This is a genomic window from Vibrio splendidus 12E03 (assembly GCF_000272105.2).
Lineage (GTDB): Bacteria > Pseudomonadota > Gammaproteobacteria > Enterobacterales > Vibrionaceae > Vibrio > Vibrio splendidus_I.
The window spans coordinates 18,123-38,619 of sequence record NZ_AJZD02000298.1; the positions used below are offsets into that span (position 1 = coordinate 18,123).

Below are 20,497 nucleotides of genomic sequence, written 5' to 3' on the forward strand. Positions count from 1 at the left end.
GGCGACTTTTATTCGTTATTACTTTCAATAAATTACGTATTAGAACTGATAATTCAGATCCAAAGTGTAAGAGCGCCCTGGTGCTGGATAACGACCAACCGGGCTGGTATCAATACCGCGGAAGTAATAGTCCTCATCAAACAGGTTGTTCACCGCAAAGTTCATGCGCAGCTTACTGTTTTCATCCTTGTACAAATCCGAACCTAGGTTGAAGTTCCAGACCATGTAGGCAGGCACTTTACCTGTCGCGCCCGTTGCATCTTCGGCACTTGTATTCGCATTGTCAGAATAAGATTCGCTAAAGTAGTAACCAGATAAAGTAGTATCTACCTTGCTAAAGGCGTAAGTCGCATCCCAGCTAAATTGATGCTTAGACGTATATGGAAGTTGATTACCTTTGTTTGCACCCTCTTCCTCGATCGTTGCATCTAAGTAGTTATAGCCAGCGCCTAAACTCAGAGCTTGCATCGCTTGAGGAATATAACGACCAGAGAGTTCAACACCTTGATGGAGGGTTTTACCAATATTGTCGAAAGTTTCAGTCGCTTTTTGCCATTGAAGCTGATCTTCAAAATCGATTCGGTAAAGCGCTACATTGAAACTGGTTGAATCTTGGTTGTAGCGAGCACCCAACTCATAACTCCATGCCAGTTCACTGCCCTCTTCACCTTTACCACGGATGTAAGCAATTTGTGGTGCTCGCAAAGATTTCTGAGCATTGGTATAACCTACCCATTGTTCAGTTAGATGGTACGCCACCGTTAAACCAGGCAACCATTCTGTCACTTTGTTATTTGTCTTTTCTGCCTTACCTAGATCGTAAAATGCCATATCTATTGATTCATAGCGAATACCAGGTGTTACCTTTAATACATCATTAAACAAGCCAATTTCATTGCTGATATAGCCTGCGAAAGCGTCAGTATCTAAATGCCAATCGCGTGGCGTTGTGGTTACTCCACTAGAAATTGATGTTTGAGTGAGCTTGTAATCAATGTCTTCGTTAACATAGCGCGCACCCACAATCACATTTTGCGTCACGGTATTACCGTCAAAATACATCGCGAGTTTCGGCTCTACCCCATACACCTTAAATTCACGTGGTGACGTACGAATATCAGTAGATGGCTGCGACGGATCAGACCACTCCATACCTTTAGTACTGTTGTAACCCCACTGGAAGAAACGCTCAGAACGATGGCCAAAGGTCAGTACTTCTAGCTCTGCACTATCAGCAATATTCAAATCATGTAAGTACTTTAAGCTCCAACGTGTCGATTTACCTTGGTACTCATCATAAGGGCGCTTCGATTGGGTACGGTCATTCTCGTAATCTTCTGGCGATAAAGCGCCCGGCATTTGCGTGTCGGCATCATAACGCTGCACGAAAGCTTGTAGTTCTTGAGTATCACTCAGTAACCACTGCAACTTAGCTTGGAAGTTTTTGACATCGGTGTCGGAGTGTTCACGGAAGCTTTCACCTTTTAGAAAATTACCTTCGACTTGAAGCGCAAGCGTATCGGTTAACCAGCCACCCGTGCGCAGGTAAAAATCATTAAGTGGCGTATCGCCACCCTCGAATACACTAAAGCGATTACTGATTTCCGTTTGCCACTCGTGTGGAATAGGCTTAGTCACCAAGTTAATCACACCACCCACGTTGTTTGGCCCATACTGCACAGCAGCGCCACCACGCACGATATCAATTCGGTCAAGCATCGACAGAGTCGCAGGGAAAATAGATTGTCCTGTATGACCATAAGGCGCAAGAGTCAGTGGCACACCGTCCATTAGAAATTGAGCATGACCACTGCGGCTGGCTTTCAAGCCACGCACCGAGATGTTAGGCAATACACCCGTACCCGTTTCGTCTTGAACCTTAATGCCCGGTACACTTTGGAAGGCCGAATCAATCGAAAGTGCGCCAGTCTTTTTAATTTGTTCGTTAGTTAGAACGGTACGCGCTCCCGGATACTCTTTCACATCCTCTAGCTCTGAGTTACCGATCAAGCTACCTGTCACGACAACCGTTTCCATAGTCGTTGTTTGAGGATCAGACGCTGCAAATGCGCTCATGGAAGTCACTGAAGCGATGGCCATTGCAAGGGTACTTAGACGCAACTTTTGGTGTGATTGAGTACAGGGTTTACCATCCAAATTCTGGTAAGGCATGAAAATCTCCTAAGTAGGCAGGTTAGGATCAAAGGCCGTGTTTTCGGTTATATCGGCGCTTTGACCCTATGGGCTAAATGGCCTCAAAATAAGACCAACTGTTCACTCATTCGTAGCGAACAAAACAATCGTTTTTAGAGTAGAAAGAGCTCTTAGAAATGAACTCATTCTTAGAACATAATTAGCTTTTAAAACTGATAGCCGTAGCTGAGCATGAATTCGGCTGGCGCTCCGTAACCAATCTGGTTAGTACCAGACGTGCCGTTGGTTGCACCCAGAATGTATTTCTCATTAAGCACGTTGTAAGCGTTCGCTTGAACTTTGTGACGACCCGTGGTGTACGCTGCCATCAAGTCAACCGTGGTGTAGTCACCCAGAGCTACCGCTTCATCATTACCCGCGTAACGGTCACCTACGTATTTCACGCCACCACCTAAACGCCAGTTATCGTCTAGCTGATAAGTGCTCCAAAGCGAAAACAGGTGATCAGACACATCGTTCGGCTTTTTGCCTGTCTCTTTGTTTTCTGCATCGAGGTAGCTATAACCCACCGAAATATCCCACTGCTCAGTAAATTGACCGCGAGCTTCTAGCTCAATACCTTGGTGGCGAGCTTCGATCTTGTTAACAACGTCTCCGTCTATATTCGTTTCTGGTTGCTCTTGATCAATTTGGAAGACCGCGGCATTAAGCATCAAGGCGTTATCTAGTAAGTAAGCTTTTGCACCCACTTCTTTTAGATCCGTATGGAAGAATTCAGCCAATTTAGGATTGATATAAATACCCGAGTAAGGCAATTGCCATGAGCGAGCTAAGCTTGCGTACACTGACATATCATTGTTGAGACGGTAGACCAAACCACCACGGTAGCTCACTTTGTCATCGTCTAGATTCTCTTTTGCTGAGCCCGCTTTTTGCTGTTCAAGCTCCATCGAGTCGTAACGCACATTGCCGATCACTGAAAGATCACCAAAGGTGTAAACGTCTTGAATGTAAACACCTGTCGTCGTTGTGGTGTTATCACGGGAAGGTTTAAACCCCGGATCAGGCGTTGGGCCTGCTACAGGGTTATAGATATCTTTCGGAGGTAAGGTTTCATCTCTTGCGAGCATTAGGTCGATATTGATCTGATTATAATCCGCACCGATCATCATTTGGTTCGAATCCGTTTCCCAAACTAGCTCAGATTGAAGAGTCGTCGTGGTACGAGGGTCGTAACCGAGGTTATTTACACTCTGAGATACTCCATTCCCAGTTACCGTCCCTTGGCGTGTACCCTTTTGCTCAAGTTCGATATGGTTGTATGCTGCGCGGTTTGTCCATGCCCATTCGCTATTCAAAAGCCATTCATAATTAACGCCAACACGAATGCTGTCCGACTCTTGATAATCGTTCGTGCCACCGTAAAACGTCCTTTCAGAGACGTCGACAGGCTTACCATTCTTTGATGGAACACCACGATATGGCACCAACTCTTGGTGAGCATATTCGACATCGAGATCAATAATGTGTCCATCAGAAGGCATCACTCGAATTGTTGGCGCAATAAAGAAATCATTAGAGTCGACATGGTCTACATAGGAATCAGACTGTCGACTTTCCACGTTGATACGACCACTGACCTTGTCAGTAAACGCCATCGAACTATCAACTTGACCAACAAACAAATTGTTGCTGCCAACACTGCCATTTACGTTGGTGAAGTTATCACCGTTAGCTCGCTTGGTGACCAAGTTAATGATACCGCCCGCGGAGCCTCGGCCATAAAGTGCGCCCGCAGGGCCTTTTACCACTTCGACACGTTCGACATTCGCTAGGCTTCGGTACGATTGCATAGTCCCGTCATCACGCATACCATCACGGTAGATATCGTTGAGTGCATCAAAACCACGAATCACAAATTGGTCTCGGCTTCCCTCACCCAGGGTATTGTTAACCCCTGCGACACCATCAAGTGCATCCACTAAACGTACCGCGCCACGGTCTTCCATTTCTGTCTTTGTAACAACCGATACCGCTTGTGGCACATCTAACCACTCGACATCCGTTTTGGTTCCTGACTGAGGCATATGCTCTGCATAACCTTCGTATTGATGGCCAATAATTTGCACTGTTTCATCTACAGTGGCTTGTTCTTCCGCCACTGCAGTTGACACACCAGCCACCGCCGCCAAGGCTCCGCCAATTGCCAAAGCAAGAGGGGACAAGGTCAATCTCATGTTCATTTTCTAATTCCGTTTTAGTTTATAAAATCACAGTAGTGCGAATGAAAACAAATATCATTTGTGTTTGCAATATAAATTTTGTGATCTATATTTGTTTCCCTTATGCAATAAGCGTAATGATAAAATAATCAATAAAAACAAAGCTATAACAAAACACTCTTTCCTTAAACCTTGAAAGAGACCGCTTGAAAGTCATGTGTGAGTAGGTAACAACAACGTTAGAAAATTAGGAAAAGCCCATGAAATCTACGATTATTATCGTGACTCATGTCGTGAATGACGCAGTCACTCATGGCTTCGTGCCGACAGCAAAAGCGATGGGTCACCACGTCGTTTTAGTCACAGACCAAAAGCTCAACCACTTAAAACTGGCGAATGAAGATGACCGCTTCAATCCAGATGAAATTCTAGAGTGCGATGTGTTCAACCCTCTTGAACTCATCGAAATCATCACAGAGCAAGATCTAGAACCTCATGCTGTGTTCAGCAACAGCGACCACCTACAAACCTCAACCGCAATCTGTGCACAGTTCTTTGGCCTACCAGCTAAAGATTGGAATGTGACGCTCAAGGCGAAAAACAAATACTTAACTCGTCAGGCTCTCAACGAAAAGTCGTTACCCAATACTCAGAGTGTTTTGTTAAGTAGAGAGAGCGCTCCTGTATTCGATTTCGATTTTCCTGTCGTTGCTAAGCCCAAGGAGGGCGTGGCTAGTTTAGACGTGCAACGCTGCGATTCTGCGGCTGAGCTGGATAACTATTGCGATACGTTTTGGCAAAAGCACCCTACCACTCCCATTTTAGTTGAGGCGTTTTTACAAGGTCCGCTTATCACTGTCGAAACCATTGGCGACGGGGAAAATTTAGTCGCTCTTGGTGGGTTTGATGTAGAACTCTCTGCGCCACCTTACTTCATCGAAACCGCTGCGAGTTGGAATGGTATTAACAGCGTTCACTACCGAGAAGAATGTATACGTCAGCTTCAAGAATTCGGGGTGGGGTTTGGTGTCTGTCATAGCGAGTTCATCATCACAGATTCAGGGCCGGTACTGGTCGAGATCAACTATCGAAGTATTGGTGATGGCCGGGAGTTTTTGCTTGATAACCTCTGTGGCGGGAGTTGGTTCCATACCATCTTAAATCTTCACTTGGGTCACAAACTTGATCCTACATTTCGTATTGATGGCAGTGCCCATGTGCACTATGTAGTGGCGCAACAAAGCGGTTTGATTGAAGGATCATCAACCTCTTTCATTCACCAGGAGGGCGATATTGTCATTCAGCAGCAAGTGCTTAAAAAAGTTGGTGAGACGTTCCAACAAAGTTTCTCCAACAAGGATTACTTAGCGAGAATTTCGGTCGTTTCCCCTTCTAGTCAAACTCTAGAACCCGCTCTGCAACAGGCAATCTCTCGCTTCAACCTAACATCAACAAACGAGGTAACAGCATGAATAAAAACGCGTTATACCTCACTCAGCGACTAATCGATACTTGCTTGCGTGAAGATTTATTCGGATTAGTTTCTCAAAGCCAATTTAAATCTCAGCTCCCGAGTACACTCAAGTTATCTTCTTATCCTCGTAATCAAATTTGGGCTATTTTTTCGGGTTCAGACTTTACACTCTACTTGCCCGTTACTCCGAGCTATTACATGCAGCGTTGGGTATACGGCCAAGCAGATGGCTCGAAAGGTGATGGTTGGTTCATCGAGAGAAATGGTGTCGTTGAAACCCAGCAGCACTATCAAGATTGGATAGAATTATTGAAAGCAAGTGCTCACGAAAGCTCGCATTCGTTATTAGATGGTTATTTGCAAGAACTCGAATGCGCAGAAAAACACAAAGGATTGTGTGACAGCGCCTTCAGTCAGCACTCGGAAGCACTCATGCTGCCAATTTCTCAACTAGAACGTTGGGAGCAAAAGCTATTACGTGCCGATCAAATCGCATCCTATCTTGACCACCCTTACTACCCGACAGCACGTGCTAAGTTCGGTTTAAGCGATCACGATCTAGAGCAATTCGCGCCAGAATTTGCACAAAGCTTTGAACTTCGTTGGCTCGCAATCGAAAAGTCACTCGTTACATTGACCAGTCCACCACCTGAATGTTGGCCAACGATGGAGCAAGTGGGTCTGCCCGCCGACTTTGCTCTTAGCCATGAGTTATTCCCCGCACATCCATTGACACTAAGGAGTCTTGATGGACTTCCTGACGGTGTTATCAAAGCTCCGGTTGCATATCTAGAGGTGACTCCAACTTTATCAGTACGTACTGTGGTCGTGAATCAAGCACCACAGATCCACATCAAGGTGCCGCTGATCATGCGGTCTTTAGGTACTAAAAACATTCGCCTAATTAAACCATCCACACTTTATGATGGGCATTTGTTTGAACGTTTATTGACGCACTTAGAACAAACAGATCAAGACTTACACGGCACGCTTTTCCATTGTAATGAGAAACATGGCGGCCATGTTGGAGACGATAAGACCTTTGCTTATATTGTGCGTGAATACCCGCGGAGCTACTTCCAAGACAAAGCACTGGTGCCTGTGGCTGCCCTTGCTAGTCCAATGCCTGATGGACGTTTGTTCTTGGAACATCTCGCCGAGCAGTATTATCAGCAAGATACACTGACTTGGTTTAAAGATTACGTTGATCTGCTATGCAAAGTGCACCTTACATTGTGGGTTCGTTACGGTATCGCTTTGGAGTCTAACCAACAGAACGCCATCATCGCATTCGATGAGCAAGGTAAGATGACCTTAGCCATGAAAGACAACGATGCAGCGCGTATTTGGCCAGAGCGTTTCCAAACGTTTGAGCAACAATCGCCTGTAAAATGCGATCACCTTTTAGATCAACGCATCACAGTAGACAGCGAGCTTGCTCTTGGTCAGATGTTTACCACGATTACTTTGCAGTTAGACATTGCCGCGATTGTGGAAGCAATGGCGACGAAAGGAATCGCCACGTCAGCTTACCTGTATGAAATGGTCGCCAATAGCCTCTCCCAACAGCTTAGCCAGTTGGACAAACAAGGACACAACACCAAGCTCGCAAACGAGATGTTGTTTGAATCACCCAACCTATACGCTAAGTATCTATTGAGCTCGGGGAGCTTGTTGTCTAAAGAGGCATCTGGCGCAAGCGATATCAATAAATTTTATGGCTTGTCAGCACCGAACTTTTTATGGCTAACCAGCGAAGAAGCACAACACGCTTACCTTGAAAACATCAAGCAGAGCGTGAGTTAACCCATCATGACCAAACTCATCTATTGCGTGCTTTTAAGCCACTTTATCGCCGCGTTTGCAGCCTTAGGAATGCCGCTGTTTTTGCCGATGGTATTGCCAACACTGGATGCAAGCATTACTTCGGATTGGGCGGGGGTACTGTTTATTTTGCCGACCTTTTGCACTGCCGTTGCGGCGCGCTTTTGGGGTCAGTTTGCTGATAAATATGGCAGACGTCGATCTCTATTGCGTGCTCAACTCGGGCTTGCAGCAGGCTTCGCGCTGTGTGGCTTAGCCGATAACCTCGCAATGTTTGTGTTTGGTCTTATCATTCAAGGAACCTTTGGTGGCACCATGGCCGCCTCAAACAGCTACTTATCCAGTCAAATCAACGATGCGAAAGCACTCGGTAAGTCACTCAATAAAACTCAGCTTTCTGCCCGTCTGGCGCTAATTATTGCTCCGATTGGGCTTGGCTGGAGTTTATCGGAAACAAACCCGCTGAACGCGTATCTGTGGCTGTCCGCTTTGCCGCTATTCGCGCTAGTGATCACCTTAACATTACCCATTGATGACTTAGCGAAATCTAAGGGGATTGTAAAAGATCAGGCATCGGATAAAGCTCAATGCAGCCAAGTCAATTCGTTAAATACGCTTTATTGGGTGTTTGCCGCGCAGTTCAGTTTTGCTTTCGCCATGGTCGTCACGTTCCCTTATTTCTCACCTTATGTGCAGCAATATGGCGTGACAAGCCAAGCGTGGATTGGATTTTTGTATGCCCTCCCACATGGTGTTTATCTCGTCTTTGCAGGGAAAGTTCATCTGTTCTCAGAACGGATTGATCGCCACCAGCTTGAACGCAATCAAGCGCAGCGTACTTTATGGCTGGGCTTTAGTTTGCTTTCACTCAGTGCCGCAATGCATCTCACTCCTTATCAAGAAGTGTTGATTATTGCTCGTATTGTTTTCGGACTTGGCATGGTTTGCTGTTATCACGGCTTGAATCAAGCGTTAGCAAACCAAATTGATCGACGACAAAGCGGCAGAGTATTTTCGCGCTTTGACGCTATGTCTAAATGGGGTGGCGTTGCGGCTGGGTTGAGCGCGTCTTTCATATCAAGCCAGGGCTGGCTTGAGGTTCCTTTCATACTTTCTATGTTGGTCAGTGGCATTGCGGCTATCGCGCTGATCATCCATTCAAAATTTGGACATCAACATGTTACAGACTCAATTATCTCCAAGTGAATATTCCGATGAAGACCAAGTTCTTCAAAATCGTAAAAAAGTACTGCTAAACCGAGAAAAAGCCCAACTCAATACCATAATGGGCGTGGTGAACTGTTACCTACGTGAATACGCGATACCAAAGAAGCAGGTTAATTGGCGCTACAGTTCGGCCTCTCTTCCTCAAACTTTGAAAAGAAACTACAACGCTCACCAACGCGTGGCCATTCACCTACCTCACCAAGATCAACCTCAGAAAAATGGTCTGATGGTTTTACCCGTTGAGTACACCAGTAAACTGGGAAAAGTGAAGCTCAGTGATACACCTTGGGCTAAAATGCCCGGTGCAGCTTGGTGCAAATTGGACGCAACTCAAACCCTGACGCTTCTACTCAGTTACCTAAAAGAAATGCTGACGATTCCATTCAATCACGAGTTGGTCGAGCAAATGGAAAACAGTTTGTTGATTACCGAGCAGTTCCTAAACTCAGACAACTCACCTCAGCATCACAACGCGTTTATCGCATCAGAGCAATCGTTACTTTGGGGACATACTTTTCATCCAACGCCAAAGAGTCGTTCAGGTGTCAGTATCGATGATCTGCTAGCGTGTTCCCCTGAGGTTGGCGCTAAGGTTCCCCTGTATTGGTTTAAGGTCGACACTACGTTGCTCGACGTCTTGAGTTCAGATAACCGAACCTCACCAACTACCATGCTTGAACAACTTGCACCTGATGAAAACAATTCAGCAGGTACCATGCTTTACCCTTGTCACCCTTGGGAAGTTTACACACTTTTGCAAAACCCAGTGGTCAAAACGGCCATTGAACAAGGCAAAATCATCCCGCTTGGATTAGGTGGTGAAAAACTCTTACCCACTTCATCCGTGCGCACTCTGTACCACCCAGATATGGATTGGTTTGCTAAGTTCTCTATCAATGTACGTTTAACCAACTGCGTACGTAAAAACGCATGGTATGAGCTCGATAGTGCCGTTCAATTAACCTCGATTCTGCATCCCATCAAGGAGAGTGAACAGTTACGTAATCCAGTATTCAAAGTAATGACAGAACCTTACGCAACCACATTGAATCTAGAATCTATGGCTGAACAAGAACATGCGGATGTTATTAAGGCTCGAGAGTCGTTTGGTATTTTGTATAGAGAGAATTTCACCTTAAGCGAAACCGATATTTTGCAACCAACGTTAGCGGGTGCCCTCTTTGCTTACGATACAGACGGGAACAGTTGCATCGCCACTCAACTCAAACAAAAAGCGCAAACAACACAATCCCAATATGAAAATATCGCCACGCTGTGGTTTGAGCGCTATCTGCATTGTTTGATTCCGGGCGTCTTTAACTACTACTTCAAACATGGGGTTGCGTTTGAACCTCATTTACAAAATACGTTGATTGGATTTGAAAAAGGCATGCCTTGCTGTGTATGGATTCGAGACTTAGAAGGTACCAAGCTACTACAAGAGTTTTGGCCATCAGAAACACTTCAGCAACTTTCAGAACGTGCTCGTCAATCGGTGTACTACAGTCGTGAGCAAGGTTGGAACCGTATTGGCTATTGCACCTTCATAAACAATATCAGTGAGGCCATTTTCTTTATCGCTGAGGGTAATTCGGCACTTGAGAGCTCGTTATGGGGAACTTTAAAAGACGCTATCGTCCGCTGGCAGTCGATCAATGGCCAGCAACCCGAACTAATGGCATTGCTTAACGATGGTCATTTCCCAAGCAAAAATAACTTCACAACACGTTTGATGCAAAATGCCGATAAAGAGTCCGGTTACACCCAAGTTGCAGCACCGTGGCCAACTCATTCAAAAGGAGTTCACCATGCTTAATTCTCCTCAACTTTCTGCCTCTATCCATCAAGAAATACAGAAATTGGCCAAGCAACAAACTCAACCATTATGTGCTTATCTTTATGACCTCGATGCGTTGGAGCTGCACATTAAGCAGATGCGCCATGTATTGCCAAAAAACGTAGAGCTATTTTACGCGGCGAAAGCGAATCCTTCAGCGCCGATACTGCGGACTTTAGCTCCTTATGTTGATGGCTTCGAAGCTGCATCAGGCGGAGAGCTTACACACCTCCACCAGCAACAACTCAATAAACCACTGATCTTTGGTGGCCCGGGGAAAATGCCCAGTGAACTGGAGCAAGCAATTGAACTCGATGTTGATGCGATTCATGTAGAGAGCCTCACTGAGTTACAACGCATTGGTCTTTTAACACAAAAATTGAATCGGCCTGCTTCGATCTTCCTGCGTATGAACATCGACATTGGAGACATCACACTTAGCAAATTAGCCATGGGCGGAAAGCCCACCCCATTTGGTTTAGATGAAAGTGAGTTAAACAACGCGCTGATGTACCTACGCGATTTCCCCTTAATAAAGTTGAAAGGCTTTCACTTCCATTTGATGTCACATCAACTCGACGTTGATCGCCACCTCGCCTTGATGCAACGCTATTTCCAAGTGGTCAAAGAGTGGAAAAAAACGTTCTCACTCGATGAGTTGATCATCAACCTCGGTGGTGGCATGGGGATCAATTACCAAAACCCTAAACAACATTTTCCTTGGATGGAGTTTTGCGACAAATTGGAGTTCCTGATTTCCAAGGAACATTTACAAGATTGGACACTGCGTTTTGAATGTGGCCGCTACATCTCTGCACCTTGTGGCTATTACGTAATGGAGGTCTTGGATATTAAACAAAATCTTGGCGAGCATTTTGTGATTGCTCGTGGTGGAACACATCATTTCCGTACTCCGGCAGCACAAAACCATGACCACCCGTTTGTTATCGTGGAAAGTAATCAGCAACCCACGATTTCACATCCGATAAACCATGCCACAGCCACGTTGGTTGGACAGCTTTGTACGCCAAAAGATGTTCTGGCACGAAATCAACATATCGAGCAGGTCGATATTGGTGACTATGTGGTGTTCACTCTAGCAGGCGCTTATGCTTGGAATATCTCGCATCAAAACTTCTTAATGCATGAACCTCCGGTGTTTCATTATTTCTAGGCATCCCACTGTGATCTATGATTTCTAACTGACGGTTTGAGTTGAAGATCCATAGAGCCAGCTAAAGACACTAAATATAAAGAACACTAAATGAAAAAGGCGTTAGTAAACTCAAGTCTACTAACGCCTTTCTTCTGTTTGTCTTAGCCCTTTTGCAAAACAGCTACAGCGATTGAGTACTCGACTCCCCACTGTGATCGTAATGCATAACCAAACCGTAGTTAATTCGAATACAAGCACTTAGCCTTTTTCATCGACTGCGCAGCGGGAGTGGTACATGGACAACAGAATCACCATTTTAGAGTTTCTCAGAGTGTTCGATTGCATTCGCTCCTCGGGCAAGCAATTGGATAGCAAATATCAATTGGGCGAAATGGTAGCCTGGCACGATTACGACGGCTACACCTGTTGGTTAAGCTACAGAGACGTCACGGTAACACTGATGTTCCATGGTTCATTGAAGATCGAATACGACAAGGCATCGAACTATGAAGACTTCATCAACCGTTGTTTAGCTATGCTTGAAACTGAACCTTCTCCGTAAACTATCTATAGCTAACGAGTAAATAATGGAGAAAATCATGAACGAATCCGACTTTAGAACGCATTCAATGCGTAAGCGAACAGCGCCTTTATGGTTAATGTTCTGCCTTTCTTTTTTATGGTCTAAAGCGTCAACAGCTGGAACAGAGATGATAGATTTCACACAACCTCAAGAGTACAAAAACTGGGCAGCGACCAATGACAATGTCATGGGCGGCATATCAACCGGCGGGTTCATTTATGATGATGGGATAAGTCAATTCAGGGGTGAGCTATCGTTGGAGAATAACGGTGGTTTCAGTTCAATCAACCGCTCCGTTGAATCCGTAAACTCTGATGTGGACAGTATAGAGCTGAAGTTTGTTGGTGACGGCCGAACTTATCAATTACGGTTCACAACTTGGATATATGGAAATAGAACTAACTACAAGCACAGCTTTGAAACCATCAAAGGTGAGCAACTCAAGAAAGTCTTCCACCTAAAGGACTTTCAAGCGGTGTTCAGAGGTCGGCTACTGAGCGATGCGCCGGAACTTAAAGCACAAGATATCAAACAAGTCGGATTTTTGATTGCAGACAAACAGCCCTCGCCTTTTGAGCTAGACCTAATACGCCTTCACTTCAAAACATCGCAACCCATCACATCACCAGAAGCTAACTAAACCAACTAAACTGAAAACAAACAAAAGCCCCTGATACCTTTTGTCTAGCAATCAGATATCAGGGGGCTTCTTCTATTTAAACCGTCAACGACTCAAAACAACGACGGATTAAAACATCAGCAATTAGTATTTGATGGCTGTTTTACCAATCGAGGCACTGCTTTCAATACGTTGGTGTGCATCTTTGATTGTATCCACACTAAAGCCACTTAGGGTCGAGGTTAGCGTCGATTTAATACGGCCCGCATCAATCAGATTCGCGGCTTGGAATAGGATGTCTTGCTGATTCTGGATATCCTCTGTATTGAACAGTGAACGTGTGAACATCAGCTCCCAAACAAAGCCTGCTGATTTGCCTTGCAGCGCTGATAAGTCAATGCCGCCATCGAATTCTACAATCGAACTGATCATGCCTTGCGGTGCGATCAACTCAACCATCGCATCCCAGTGCCCTTTTGTATCAGCAACATTGAAGATGTAATCGACATGTTGAATGCCTTGTTCTCGCACAGACTCGACAAGGTTACGGTGGTTCACCACATAGTCCGCCCCCATATCCCTTACCCACTGCTCCGTTTCAGGTCTTGAAGCTGTAGCGATAACATTGAGGTTGGTCAGTTGCTTAGCCAGTTGAATCGTAATTGAACCTACACCGCCTGCTCCACCAATGATCAGGATAGACTTTTTCTCTTCAGGACGAACACGAAGGCGGTCAAACAACGCTTCCCATGCAGTTAGTGTTGCTAGTGGCATAACGGCTGCAGCTTCGTCAGAAAGGCTCTTAGGTGCACGAGAAGTAATATGGTAGTCCACAGCTTGGTATTCTGCGTTAGCCCCCATACGTGTTACGTTACCCGCATAGTACACACGGTCACCGACTTCGAAGCCTTCAACGTCAGCACCTTTGCCAACGACTTCACCGACTGCGTCATAACCCAACACTTTAGGTTGTTCGAGTGTTTTATCCTTGGCACTACGAATACGAATTTTTGCGTCAGCAGGGTTAATAGAAGTCGCGCTCACTTTTACCAGCAAGTCATTATTTTTTAGTTCTGGCAGACTCGTTTCAAACTCAAATAAACTGTCTTGCTCTGTAATCGCAAGTGATTGAGTAAATCCGATAGCTTTCATTTTTGATGGTACTGACATTGTGCTTTCTCCTTGAATTAGACGAGTTAATCTTAGTCAATTCTCACTCCATATAAACCGCCTAATATTTGAATAATTCTCAAATAATTTTTGATAATGGTGTTACCGCTATCTGGGTAATGCAGACATCTAACTGCATTGCCAAAGACTGAGAGGTTAAATCAGGCCTCTCTCAATCAACCAATCATGTGTGACTTGATCTTGTGGTTTACCTTCACGGCAAACTTTGTAATCCAGCTCTGCGATAATGTCATTCGAGAAGCGTAGGGAATCCAACTTCTGAATCTGCTCTTCGTTAAACAAGTGCTTCTTGTCATCTCTTAAAAGCAGTACCGCTCTGTCAACGATTCCGAGTAAGCCTTTAGGCTCTTTAAGTTCTCGAATATCGTAACGATAATGTAGAAACTGCGGTTTCCATAAGGGCACGATGACCCACTCTTTGTTTGCGACCGCACTTTCAAATGCATCAAAACAATCCGCTTCACTTCCAGAGAAGAATTCGTAGCCGACATCGCTCAGGCCATAGTCTTTCATCATCTGGATAGAGAAGCGTGTGATACCAGCACCGTGGTTGATACCCTGGATGGTCGAGTTCATTTTCTCGATCACTTCGGCTTTTAATAAATCAGAGACTTCAGAAACCGCCTCTTCAGGCACATAGTCTGGTACGCCCCACAACGCGTAAGGTTCATAATGAAGCCCAAGCTCGATAAGCGGCTCAACTTCTTCAACGCCCGCTTTGTAGATGCCGTGACTTGATGGCAGCCACGCAGAAGAAAGCATATCCACTTGGCCTGTCTTCAGCTTTTCAAAGTTCTCCTGATGTGGAGAGAAAATGCGCTCTACCTCAACCCCCATGGTTTTCAATACATTGGCAACCAATGAAGCGGCCGTACGGTGGAACGACAAATCCGTTACACCCATTGTGATTGTCTTAGTCATCTTATCCCCCTAGATCGTAGGCTTCGTCCATACGGTGTGTACTGCGCTACGTTGTCGATAGGGGAAATGATAGTGAGAAAATTACTAATGAAAAACAGCTTCACATTTGAATTATTATCAAATTAATTTTGACAATTAAGTGTTTGAAGCTAACTTAGAAGCGATAAGTAGAGATAACCCATTTACAGAGTGTGATCGGGAAATATCCCAACCCCATGTTTAGAACATAATTCAATACAGGTAGATAACATGCTTCTTGAAGACTTACAGGTCATTTTGAAAGTGGCGGAGTTTCGCAGTATCACCGCTGCAGCCACCAACCTTGATATGCGCACTGCCACCGCAAGCGCTGCCGTCAAACGTGTTGAAGCTGCACTGGGGGCAGAATTGTTTGTAAGAACCACACGCCACCTAAGGCTCTCTACCGCGGGTGAGCGTTATCTGCCTGAATGTGAACAAGCGTTGAAAATGTTGGAGCAAGCGAAACTCAACATGCGGGAGGAGCTTGGGGTTGTCGACGGTGAAATTCGTATTGCGCTTTCATCGGATCTAGGGCGTAACCTAATCATACCTTGGTTAGATGAGTTCTTGCTTGAATACCCAAAAGCGACGCTTCGCACTAGCATCAGCGATAGCAATATCGACTTCTACCGAGATTCCGTCGATATGGCGTTACGTTACGGTTCCCCAACCGATGCCAACATGTATGGTTTTAAGATATGCGATGTGCCGAGGGTATTGTGTGCTGCTCCTGAATATTTGGCTGAAATGGGAACACCAAAACAGCCTAGTGACTTAGCTCAGCACAATGGTTTGCTTTACCAACTCCACGACATGTTGCAAGACGAATGGGCGTTTAACGATGGCAATCAAGATCATAAAGTGAAGCTTAAAGGGAATCGTGCATCGAACGATGCTGACCTTGTGAGACGTTGGTGTATTGCAGGGAAAGGTATCGCAATAAAGTCTTGTTTAGATATGTCGAAGCACTTGCTCTCTGGTGAGGTCATCAATGTTATGCCTGAATTCAAACCAACGCCAACCGAACTTTGGTTAGTGTGTCCAAGCCGTCAATCCATTACCCCGACCGTTCGCTTGTTAAGAGACTTATTCAGAGAGAAAACCGCAGCGATCCTTTCTCAATTGGGTGACCAAGGTATTATAGAAAATAAAGCATCATAGGATCGAATGCTGCTTAGAGATCAGACGTAGAGATACAAAAAAGCGTTAGCGAACTTCAATTCGCTAACGCTTTTAATCATTTGAACATCATATGGGTATGATGAACATACTGACTGTATTACAAGTACTTGGTTTAATACCCTTAATACAAGAGCTTAGTTTGACTCGTCTTCAACATCGCAGTCTGCGCAGCACTGAAGAGCAATCTCATGTTCGAAGGTGATGGTGTCTTTACCTTCTTCTAGTAGCTCTGCGATTTCGTCTGCTACTTCTTTTTCATCATCCGCTTCAATCCCGCTTGCGAGCTCTTCTTCTGAATAACCAAAGAAGTTAAGCAGTAAGTATTCTCGAGCTTCTTCTTTAGTACAAACCACATCTGCTGAAAGATCAGGAGTAACCTCGCCTTGTGCAAGTGTCGCTGTCACTTGTGCGATAGCATCGTCTTTCATCGCAGGCGTTAACCAACCAAGATCAGTACTTACTGTCGTTTTTTTACAGTCGAAGCAAGGCAGTTGGTGAAAGTAGTATTGAAAGCTAGTCATAAGTAATTTCTTCTTTAAATGTTATATAGCGAGATTATGCGCGTTTTGTAGCAAAATACTATCTCAATCACAACCTAAGGCTGATTCGATCTGAATATTTTTACCAAGTACAGAGCACCATAGTGACGACTGATAAATTTGAGGCTTCGCTCACTTGGGAGATCATCTCATTACGACGAAGTTTGCGAAGTCTTGTCTACTCTACGCGACTTAGCCTTGTAATTGTGTAACCAGCAACAAAATAACCCGATGCAAAGACCCCAAAATGCACTGCCAATGCCTAATAAATTGGTGCCAGAAGCCGTAAATAGGAAAGTAAAAAGTGCTGGCTCTCGATAGTGGTTGTCTGCCATCGAAACGGCTAAACAATTCATCAATGTAGGCATCACTGCTAAACCCGCGACAGCTATCACAACCGCTGAGGGAACCGCGCTAAACAACGACACGAATGACATCCCCATCACACCAGCTAACAGGTAAAATACACCCATCGAGATCCCAGCCATATAACGTGTTTTTGGATTATCATCTGCATTAGGGCCCATGCAGATTGCTCCTGTAATAGCTGCAAGGTTATACGCAAAGCCTCCAAGTGGAGCCAATAGTAGCCCGGTCACACCAGTGGTGGTGATGATCTTAGATGAATCAACTTGGTATCCGTTCGCTTTAAGCACAGCAAAACCTGGCAAGTTCTGCGAAGCCATAGTCACAATAAACAATGGGATACCGACGCTAACCAACGAGAAGAACTCAAAATCAGGCATAATAAATACCGGTACAGTTAAACCTACTGTGACCTGACTGACATCAAGTTTGCCAAAGCCGACACACATCACCAAAGCAATAACGAAAATGCTTGGGATCAGTAAGTTTCCTAACCTTGCTTTAGCCAAAATAAATACAGTAAGCATAACCGCAACTACCTGAACTTCTTCCATTAACGACGTAAACAACCCCAAACCAAACTGCAACAAAATCCCCGCTAGCATGGCAGACGCGATTGATGTTGGGATCTGCTTAAGTACCTTCTCAAAGATTCCCGCTAAGCCAACCAGCGTGATCAACAAAGAGCTAAAAAAGAACACCGCAACCGCCTGATTCATTGTTAGCCCTTCCAAAGAAGTAATTAACAACGCTGCTCCGGGGGTCGACCAAGCTGTAACCACAGGTTTCTTGTAATAGAGCGAGAGCAATATCGTAGTGGCGCCCATGCCAATTCCCAACGCCCAAAACCATGACGCGACTTGCTCTTCAGTTGCTCCTGCACTCATTGCCGCTTGGAAAATGATCGCAGCAGCACTCGCATAACCGATGAAAACAGCAATAAAGCCGGTACTGACGTGAGAAAATTTTAGCTTAGTCATGTTAATTTGTTCCCGTGTGCGTTATAACGTCCATAGATTGAACTTAGCACCTGTGCGCTATAACGCACAACTGATTTTTTAAAAAATTTGTAGAGAAAAGATGCAAACAGAAATTAAAGTCGGCGTTAATTTGAAACGCCTTCGCCAAGAAAAAGGCTGGAGCTTAGACAAAACAGCGAAAGCAACAGGCGTGAGTAAAGCAATGCTAGGACAAATTGAACGTGGAGAATCCAGCCCGACAGTCGCTAAGCTCTGGCAGATAGCTTCTGGGTTCGAGGTGTCACTTTCGAGTTTTATCGCGGCTAGCTCAAACAGTGAACTGACGAGTTTATTCAGAGATGCAAACGAACTAAGACATGAGGAATACAACATTGGTTTTTTCGTCAGTTTGTTGTTTCCTTTTGAGGAAGCACTAGGATTTGAAATATTCGAACTCACCCTAGCCCCCGATTACCAACATGAATCGGCCCCACATAACGCAGGCGTCACTGAGCACATCTTATGCATTTCAGGAGAGATGGCCGTGATGTTTGATGATGAGTGGCATACGTTACGCGCAGGACAAGCCGTTCGCTTCAATGCCAACCAGACCCATGCCTACAAAAATATCGGTGAAGGAAATGCCGTATTTCATAATGTGATTCACTACCCTAATAACAAGCAATAGTGCCGGATTTGGTGATAACGGCTATAACCGGATGTTTAGCGCTAACGGATGTCCATCGCTAACGAAAGAGCAGGCATCCCACTGGCTAATATTCACTGAGAACGACTATACGTTGACGACCATGCTGCCATCTTCTGCTTGGTAACGTGCCCATAGTTGAGAAAGGTTTTCTTTATTAAGCTGTATCTCTTTTTCTTTCAGAAACGCTTCGTTGTGCAGCTTCGAATACGAGCGCTCAGCAAGGTCACAGCTAAATGTAACGATGGTTTTCCCTTTCCCCATTCTAGCCGCAGCGTATAGCGCACCTGCTACGTTCAACGACGAACTGCTTCCTAGAAGAATACCGTCATGCTCCGCAACAAGGCGGGATATCGTCACCAAATCCTGATCGGGCAGCGTGATTGCACGATTGATTTTTGCCTGCCTGAAATTTTCAACCGTTCGCATGATCCCTATGCCTTCCGTGAACGAACTTCCCGTTGATTGATAGTGTCCATTACGTAGAAACGAATAAATGCCGGACCCATTTGGGTCAACTAACCAAGTTTCGAGATTGGGTTGCTGCTCAGATAGATAGTGTGAGTTTCCGGCAATGGTTCCACCCGTCCCCACCACTGAAACTAGAGCATCAATATTCCCCTGTGTTTGCAGCCAGATCTCAGGTCCAGTATTTAAATAGTGCGCTCGATAATTACTGAGATTTTCAAACTGATCTGCCCACCAATAATTCTCATTTTCGACACCAATCCGCTTAGCCGTGTGGTAAAAATGTTCAGGGTTTGCAAAAGGACAAGGGTCGACCAATAACAGTTCAGCATTATAAAGCGAGATCATGCGCTCTTTCTCTTGTGCCTGCCCTTTTGGCATCACCACCAACATTTTGTAACCGAGGGATTTAGCGACTAGAGCAAGGCCTATTCCCGTATTACCAGCAGTACCTTCAACGATTGTCATTCCCGGCTTAAGCTTACCGGCTTCTATTGCATCCATAACCAACTGAAGTGCCGCTCTATCTTTAATCGAACCTCCCGGGTTCTGGTGTTCACACTTAATAAGAATCTCACAACCTGATATCTCTGAAAGACTGTTGATTCTAACAAGATCGGTATCGCCAATCAGTTCACTGAGATTGTTTGCAATATGGGCAGATGACATCGCGACTCCATTTATTTGTTGAGGATAAGTTTGTTCATCGATTGGGTTGTCGATGATCATAAGCGTAGCTCTGGGGTCTGCTTAGTCAAGAAGTGCCGGAATTGAAAAGACTCTCATTTTCCAAATAGCAATTATAATTAGGGGTGACCGATTAGGTTGAGGGCAAAAAAATGTTTCTAAAAGAGAAAAAAAGCGGTGACCTCGTTGATGTAACTGAAATGACCAAATTAACCAACTTATTTCAAGACAGTATCGAAGGTCGGTTTCAAGCAGGCGAAGAACAGCAAGACCCTGAGATGTTTAAAAAGTCCGAACTGATGTTTATGTCAGGGGAAGAGTTACCTCGATGCTGTCGAGTAGACGACACTTGTTACCAAGT

At 45.0% G+C, this 20,497-nt stretch carries 17 protein-coding genes; 10 read left to right on the plus strand and 7 right to left on the minus strand.

Annotated features, from left to right (window positions below; translation table 11 throughout):
* Nucleotides 1-39: 39 nt before the first annotated feature.
* Both A142_RS18705 and A142_RS18710 read right to left on the minus strand, forming a co-directional pair.
* Nucleotides 40-2,172, minus strand: a complete 2,133-nt coding sequence (locus A142_RS18705) for a TonB-dependent receptor family protein (RefSeq protein WP_019821710.1) — start codon at nucleotides 2,170-2,172, stop codon at nucleotides 40-42.
* 188 nt (nucleotides 2,173-2,360) lie between these two features.
* Nucleotides 2,361-4,397 carry a TonB-dependent receptor gene (locus A142_RS18710; RefSeq protein WP_019821711.1) on the minus strand — a complete coding sequence of 679 codons (2,037 nt, stop codon included), beginning with the start codon at nucleotides 4,395-4,397 and terminating at the stop codon, nucleotides 2,361-2,363.
* Between the two features lie 239 nt (nucleotides 4,398-4,636).
* Between A142_RS18710 and A142_RS18715 the strand changes: the two genes are divergently transcribed.
* The 7 genes from A142_RS18715 to A142_RS18745 all read left to right on the plus strand — a co-directional run bounded on the left by A142_RS18715 (nucleotide 4,637) and on the right by A142_RS18745 (nucleotide 13,117).
* Nucleotides 4,637-5,848 carry an ATP-grasp domain-containing protein gene (locus A142_RS18715; RefSeq protein WP_019821712.1) on the plus strand — a complete coding sequence of 404 codons (1,212 nt, stop codon included), beginning with the start codon at nucleotides 4,637-4,639 and terminating at the stop codon, nucleotides 5,846-5,848.
* Entirely contained in the window at nucleotides 5,845-7,656 is a 1,812-nt protein-coding gene (locus A142_RS18720; protein ID WP_019821713.1) for a siderophore biosynthesis protein PsvB, read from the plus strand. The genes A142_RS18715 and A142_RS18720 overlap by 4 nt, the downstream gene beginning before the upstream one ends.
* 6 nt (nucleotides 7,657-7,662) lie before the next feature.
* Nucleotides 7,663-8,880 (plus strand): MFS transporter, encoded by a 1,218-nt coding sequence (locus tag A142_RS18725; RefSeq protein WP_019821714.1) that lies wholly within the window; start codon nucleotides 7,663-7,665, stop codon nucleotides 8,878-8,880.
* On the plus strand, nucleotides 8,852-10,717 hold the full coding sequence (locus tag A142_RS18730) for a siderophore biosynthesis protein PvsD (protein WP_019821715.1): 1,866 nt from the start codon (nucleotides 8,852-8,854) through the stop codon (nucleotides 10,715-10,717). The genes A142_RS18725 and A142_RS18730 overlap by 29 nt, the downstream gene beginning before the upstream one ends.
* A complete protein-coding gene (locus A142_RS18735) occupies nucleotides 10,710-11,912 on the plus strand; it encodes a type III PLP-dependent enzyme (RefSeq protein ID WP_019821716.1) in 1,203 nt (400 codons plus the stop codon). Before A142_RS18730 ends, A142_RS18735 begins: the two co-directional genes overlap by 8 nt.
* A 277-nt stretch (nucleotides 11,913-12,189) precedes the next feature.
* Nucleotides 12,190-12,456, plus strand: coding sequence for a DUF3081 domain-containing protein (locus A142_RS18740; protein WP_019821717.1), 267 nt, complete (start codon nucleotides 12,190-12,192; stop codon nucleotides 12,454-12,456).
* A gap of 67 nt (nucleotides 12,457-12,523) precedes the next feature.
* Nucleotides 12,524-13,117 carry a CIA30 family protein gene (locus A142_RS18745; RefSeq protein ID WP_431306028.1) on the plus strand — a complete coding sequence of 198 codons (594 nt, stop codon included), beginning with the start codon at nucleotides 12,524-12,526 and terminating at the stop codon, nucleotides 13,115-13,117.
* A 123-nt stretch (nucleotides 13,118-13,240) separates the two neighbouring features.
* Here the strand turns inward: A142_RS18745 and A142_RS18750 are convergent, their stop codons facing one another.
* Complete coding sequence (locus A142_RS18750; RefSeq protein WP_019821719.1) at nucleotides 13,241-14,266, minus strand: zinc-binding alcohol dehydrogenase family protein; 1,026 nt, start codon at nucleotides 14,264-14,266, stop codon at nucleotides 13,241-13,243.
* 156 nt (nucleotides 14,267-14,422) lie between these two features.
* Entirely contained in the window at nucleotides 14,423-15,190 is a 768-nt protein-coding gene (locus A142_RS18755) for a glycine betaine ABC transporter substrate-binding protein (protein WP_029405406.1), read from the minus strand.
* 267 nt (nucleotides 15,191-15,457) lie between these two features.
* Between A142_RS18755 and A142_RS18760 the strand changes: the two genes are divergently transcribed.
* Nucleotides 15,458-16,390, plus strand: a complete 933-nt coding sequence (locus A142_RS18760; RefSeq protein WP_019821721.1) for a LysR family transcriptional regulator — start codon at nucleotides 15,458-15,460, stop codon at nucleotides 16,388-16,390.
* A gap of 155 nt (nucleotides 16,391-16,545) precedes the next feature.
* Here the strand turns inward: A142_RS18760 and A142_RS18765 are convergent, their stop codons facing one another.
* The gene (locus A142_RS18765) at nucleotides 16,546-16,932 is read right to left on the minus strand and encodes a hypothetical protein (protein WP_019821722.1); all 387 of its coding nucleotides are present in this window, start codon (nucleotides 16,930-16,932) and stop codon (nucleotides 16,546-16,548) included.
* Between the two features lie 170 nt (nucleotides 16,933-17,102).
* Nucleotides 17,103-18,296 (minus strand): benzoate/H(+) symporter BenE family transporter, encoded by a 1,194-nt coding sequence (locus A142_RS18770; RefSeq protein WP_019821723.1) that lies wholly within the window; start codon nucleotides 18,294-18,296, stop codon nucleotides 17,103-17,105.
* A gap of 100 nt (nucleotides 18,297-18,396) precedes the next feature.
* Here A142_RS18770 and A142_RS18775 point away from each other — a divergent pair, with 100 nt between their 5' ends.
* Complete coding sequence (locus A142_RS18775) at nucleotides 18,397-18,963, plus strand: helix-turn-helix domain-containing protein (RefSeq protein ID WP_019821724.1); 567 nt, start codon at nucleotides 18,397-18,399, stop codon at nucleotides 18,961-18,963.
* A gap of 105 nt (nucleotides 18,964-19,068) precedes the next feature.
* Here the strand turns inward: A142_RS18775 and A142_RS18780 are convergent, their stop codons facing one another.
* Nucleotides 19,069-20,118, minus strand: coding sequence for a cysteine synthase A (locus A142_RS18780; RefSeq protein WP_019821725.1), 1,050 nt, complete (start codon nucleotides 20,116-20,118; stop codon nucleotides 19,069-19,071).
* 170 nt (nucleotides 20,119-20,288) lie between these two features.
* On the opposite strand from A142_RS18780, the gene A142_RS18785 reads away from it, so the two are divergent.
* On the plus strand, nucleotides 20,289-20,497 hold a 209-nt coding region (locus A142_RS18785; RefSeq protein WP_019821726.1), incomplete at its 3' end, for a hypothetical protein.

Excerpts from the sequence above, each read along its gene's own strand:
- A142_RS18705 (WP_019821710.1), bottom strand. The coding sequence starts at position 2,172 with ATGCCTTACCAGAATTTGGATGGTAAACCCTGTACTCAATCACACCAA.
- A142_RS18710 (WP_019821711.1), bottom strand. The coding sequence starts at position 4,397 with ATGAACATGAGATTGACCTTGTCCCCTCTTGCTTTGGCAATTGGCGGA.
- A142_RS18715 (WP_019821712.1), top strand. The coding sequence starts at position 4,637 with ATGAAATCTACGATTATTATCGTGACTCATGTCGTGAATGACGCAGTC.
- A142_RS18720 (WP_019821713.1), top strand. The coding sequence starts at position 5,845 with ATGAATAAAAACGCGTTATACCTCACTCAGCGACTAATCGATACTTGC.
- A142_RS18725 (WP_019821714.1), top strand. The coding sequence starts at position 7,663 with ATGACCAAACTCATCTATTGCGTGCTTTTAAGCCACTTTATCGCCGCG.
- A142_RS18730 (WP_019821715.1), top strand. The coding sequence starts at position 8,852 with ATGTTACAGACTCAATTATCTCCAAGTGAATATTCCGATGAAGACCAA.
- A142_RS18735 (WP_019821716.1), top strand. The coding sequence starts at position 10,710 with ATGCTTAATTCTCCTCAACTTTCTGCCTCTATCCATCAAGAAATACAG.
- A142_RS18740 (WP_019821717.1), top strand. The coding sequence starts at position 12,190 with ATGGACAACAGAATCACCATTTTAGAGTTTCTCAGAGTGTTCGATTGC.
- A142_RS18745 (WP_431306028.1), top strand. The coding sequence starts at position 12,524 with ATGCGTAAGCGAACAGCGCCTTTATGGTTAATGTTCTGCCTTTCTTTT.
- A142_RS18750 (WP_019821719.1), bottom strand. The coding sequence starts at position 14,266 with ATGTCAGTACCATCAAAAATGAAAGCTATCGGATTTACTCAATCACTT.
- A142_RS18755 (WP_029405406.1), bottom strand. The coding sequence starts at position 15,190 with ATGGGTGTAACGGATTTGTCGTTCCACCGTACGGCCGCTTCATTGGTT.
- A142_RS18760 (WP_019821721.1), top strand. The coding sequence starts at position 15,458 with ATGCTTCTTGAAGACTTACAGGTCATTTTGAAAGTGGCGGAGTTTCGC.
- A142_RS18765 (WP_019821722.1), bottom strand. The coding sequence starts at position 16,932 with ATGACTAGCTTTCAATACTACTTTCACCAACTGCCTTGCTTCGACTGT.
- A142_RS18770 (WP_019821723.1), bottom strand. The coding sequence starts at position 18,296 with ATGACTAAGCTAAAATTTTCTCACGTCAGTACCGGCTTTATTGCTGTT.
- A142_RS18775 (WP_019821724.1), top strand. The coding sequence starts at position 18,397 with ATGCAAACAGAAATTAAAGTCGGCGTTAATTTGAAACGCCTTCGCCAA.
- A142_RS18780 (WP_019821725.1), bottom strand. The coding sequence starts at position 20,118 with ATGTCATCTGCCCATATTGCAAACAATCTCAGTGAACTGATTGGCGAT.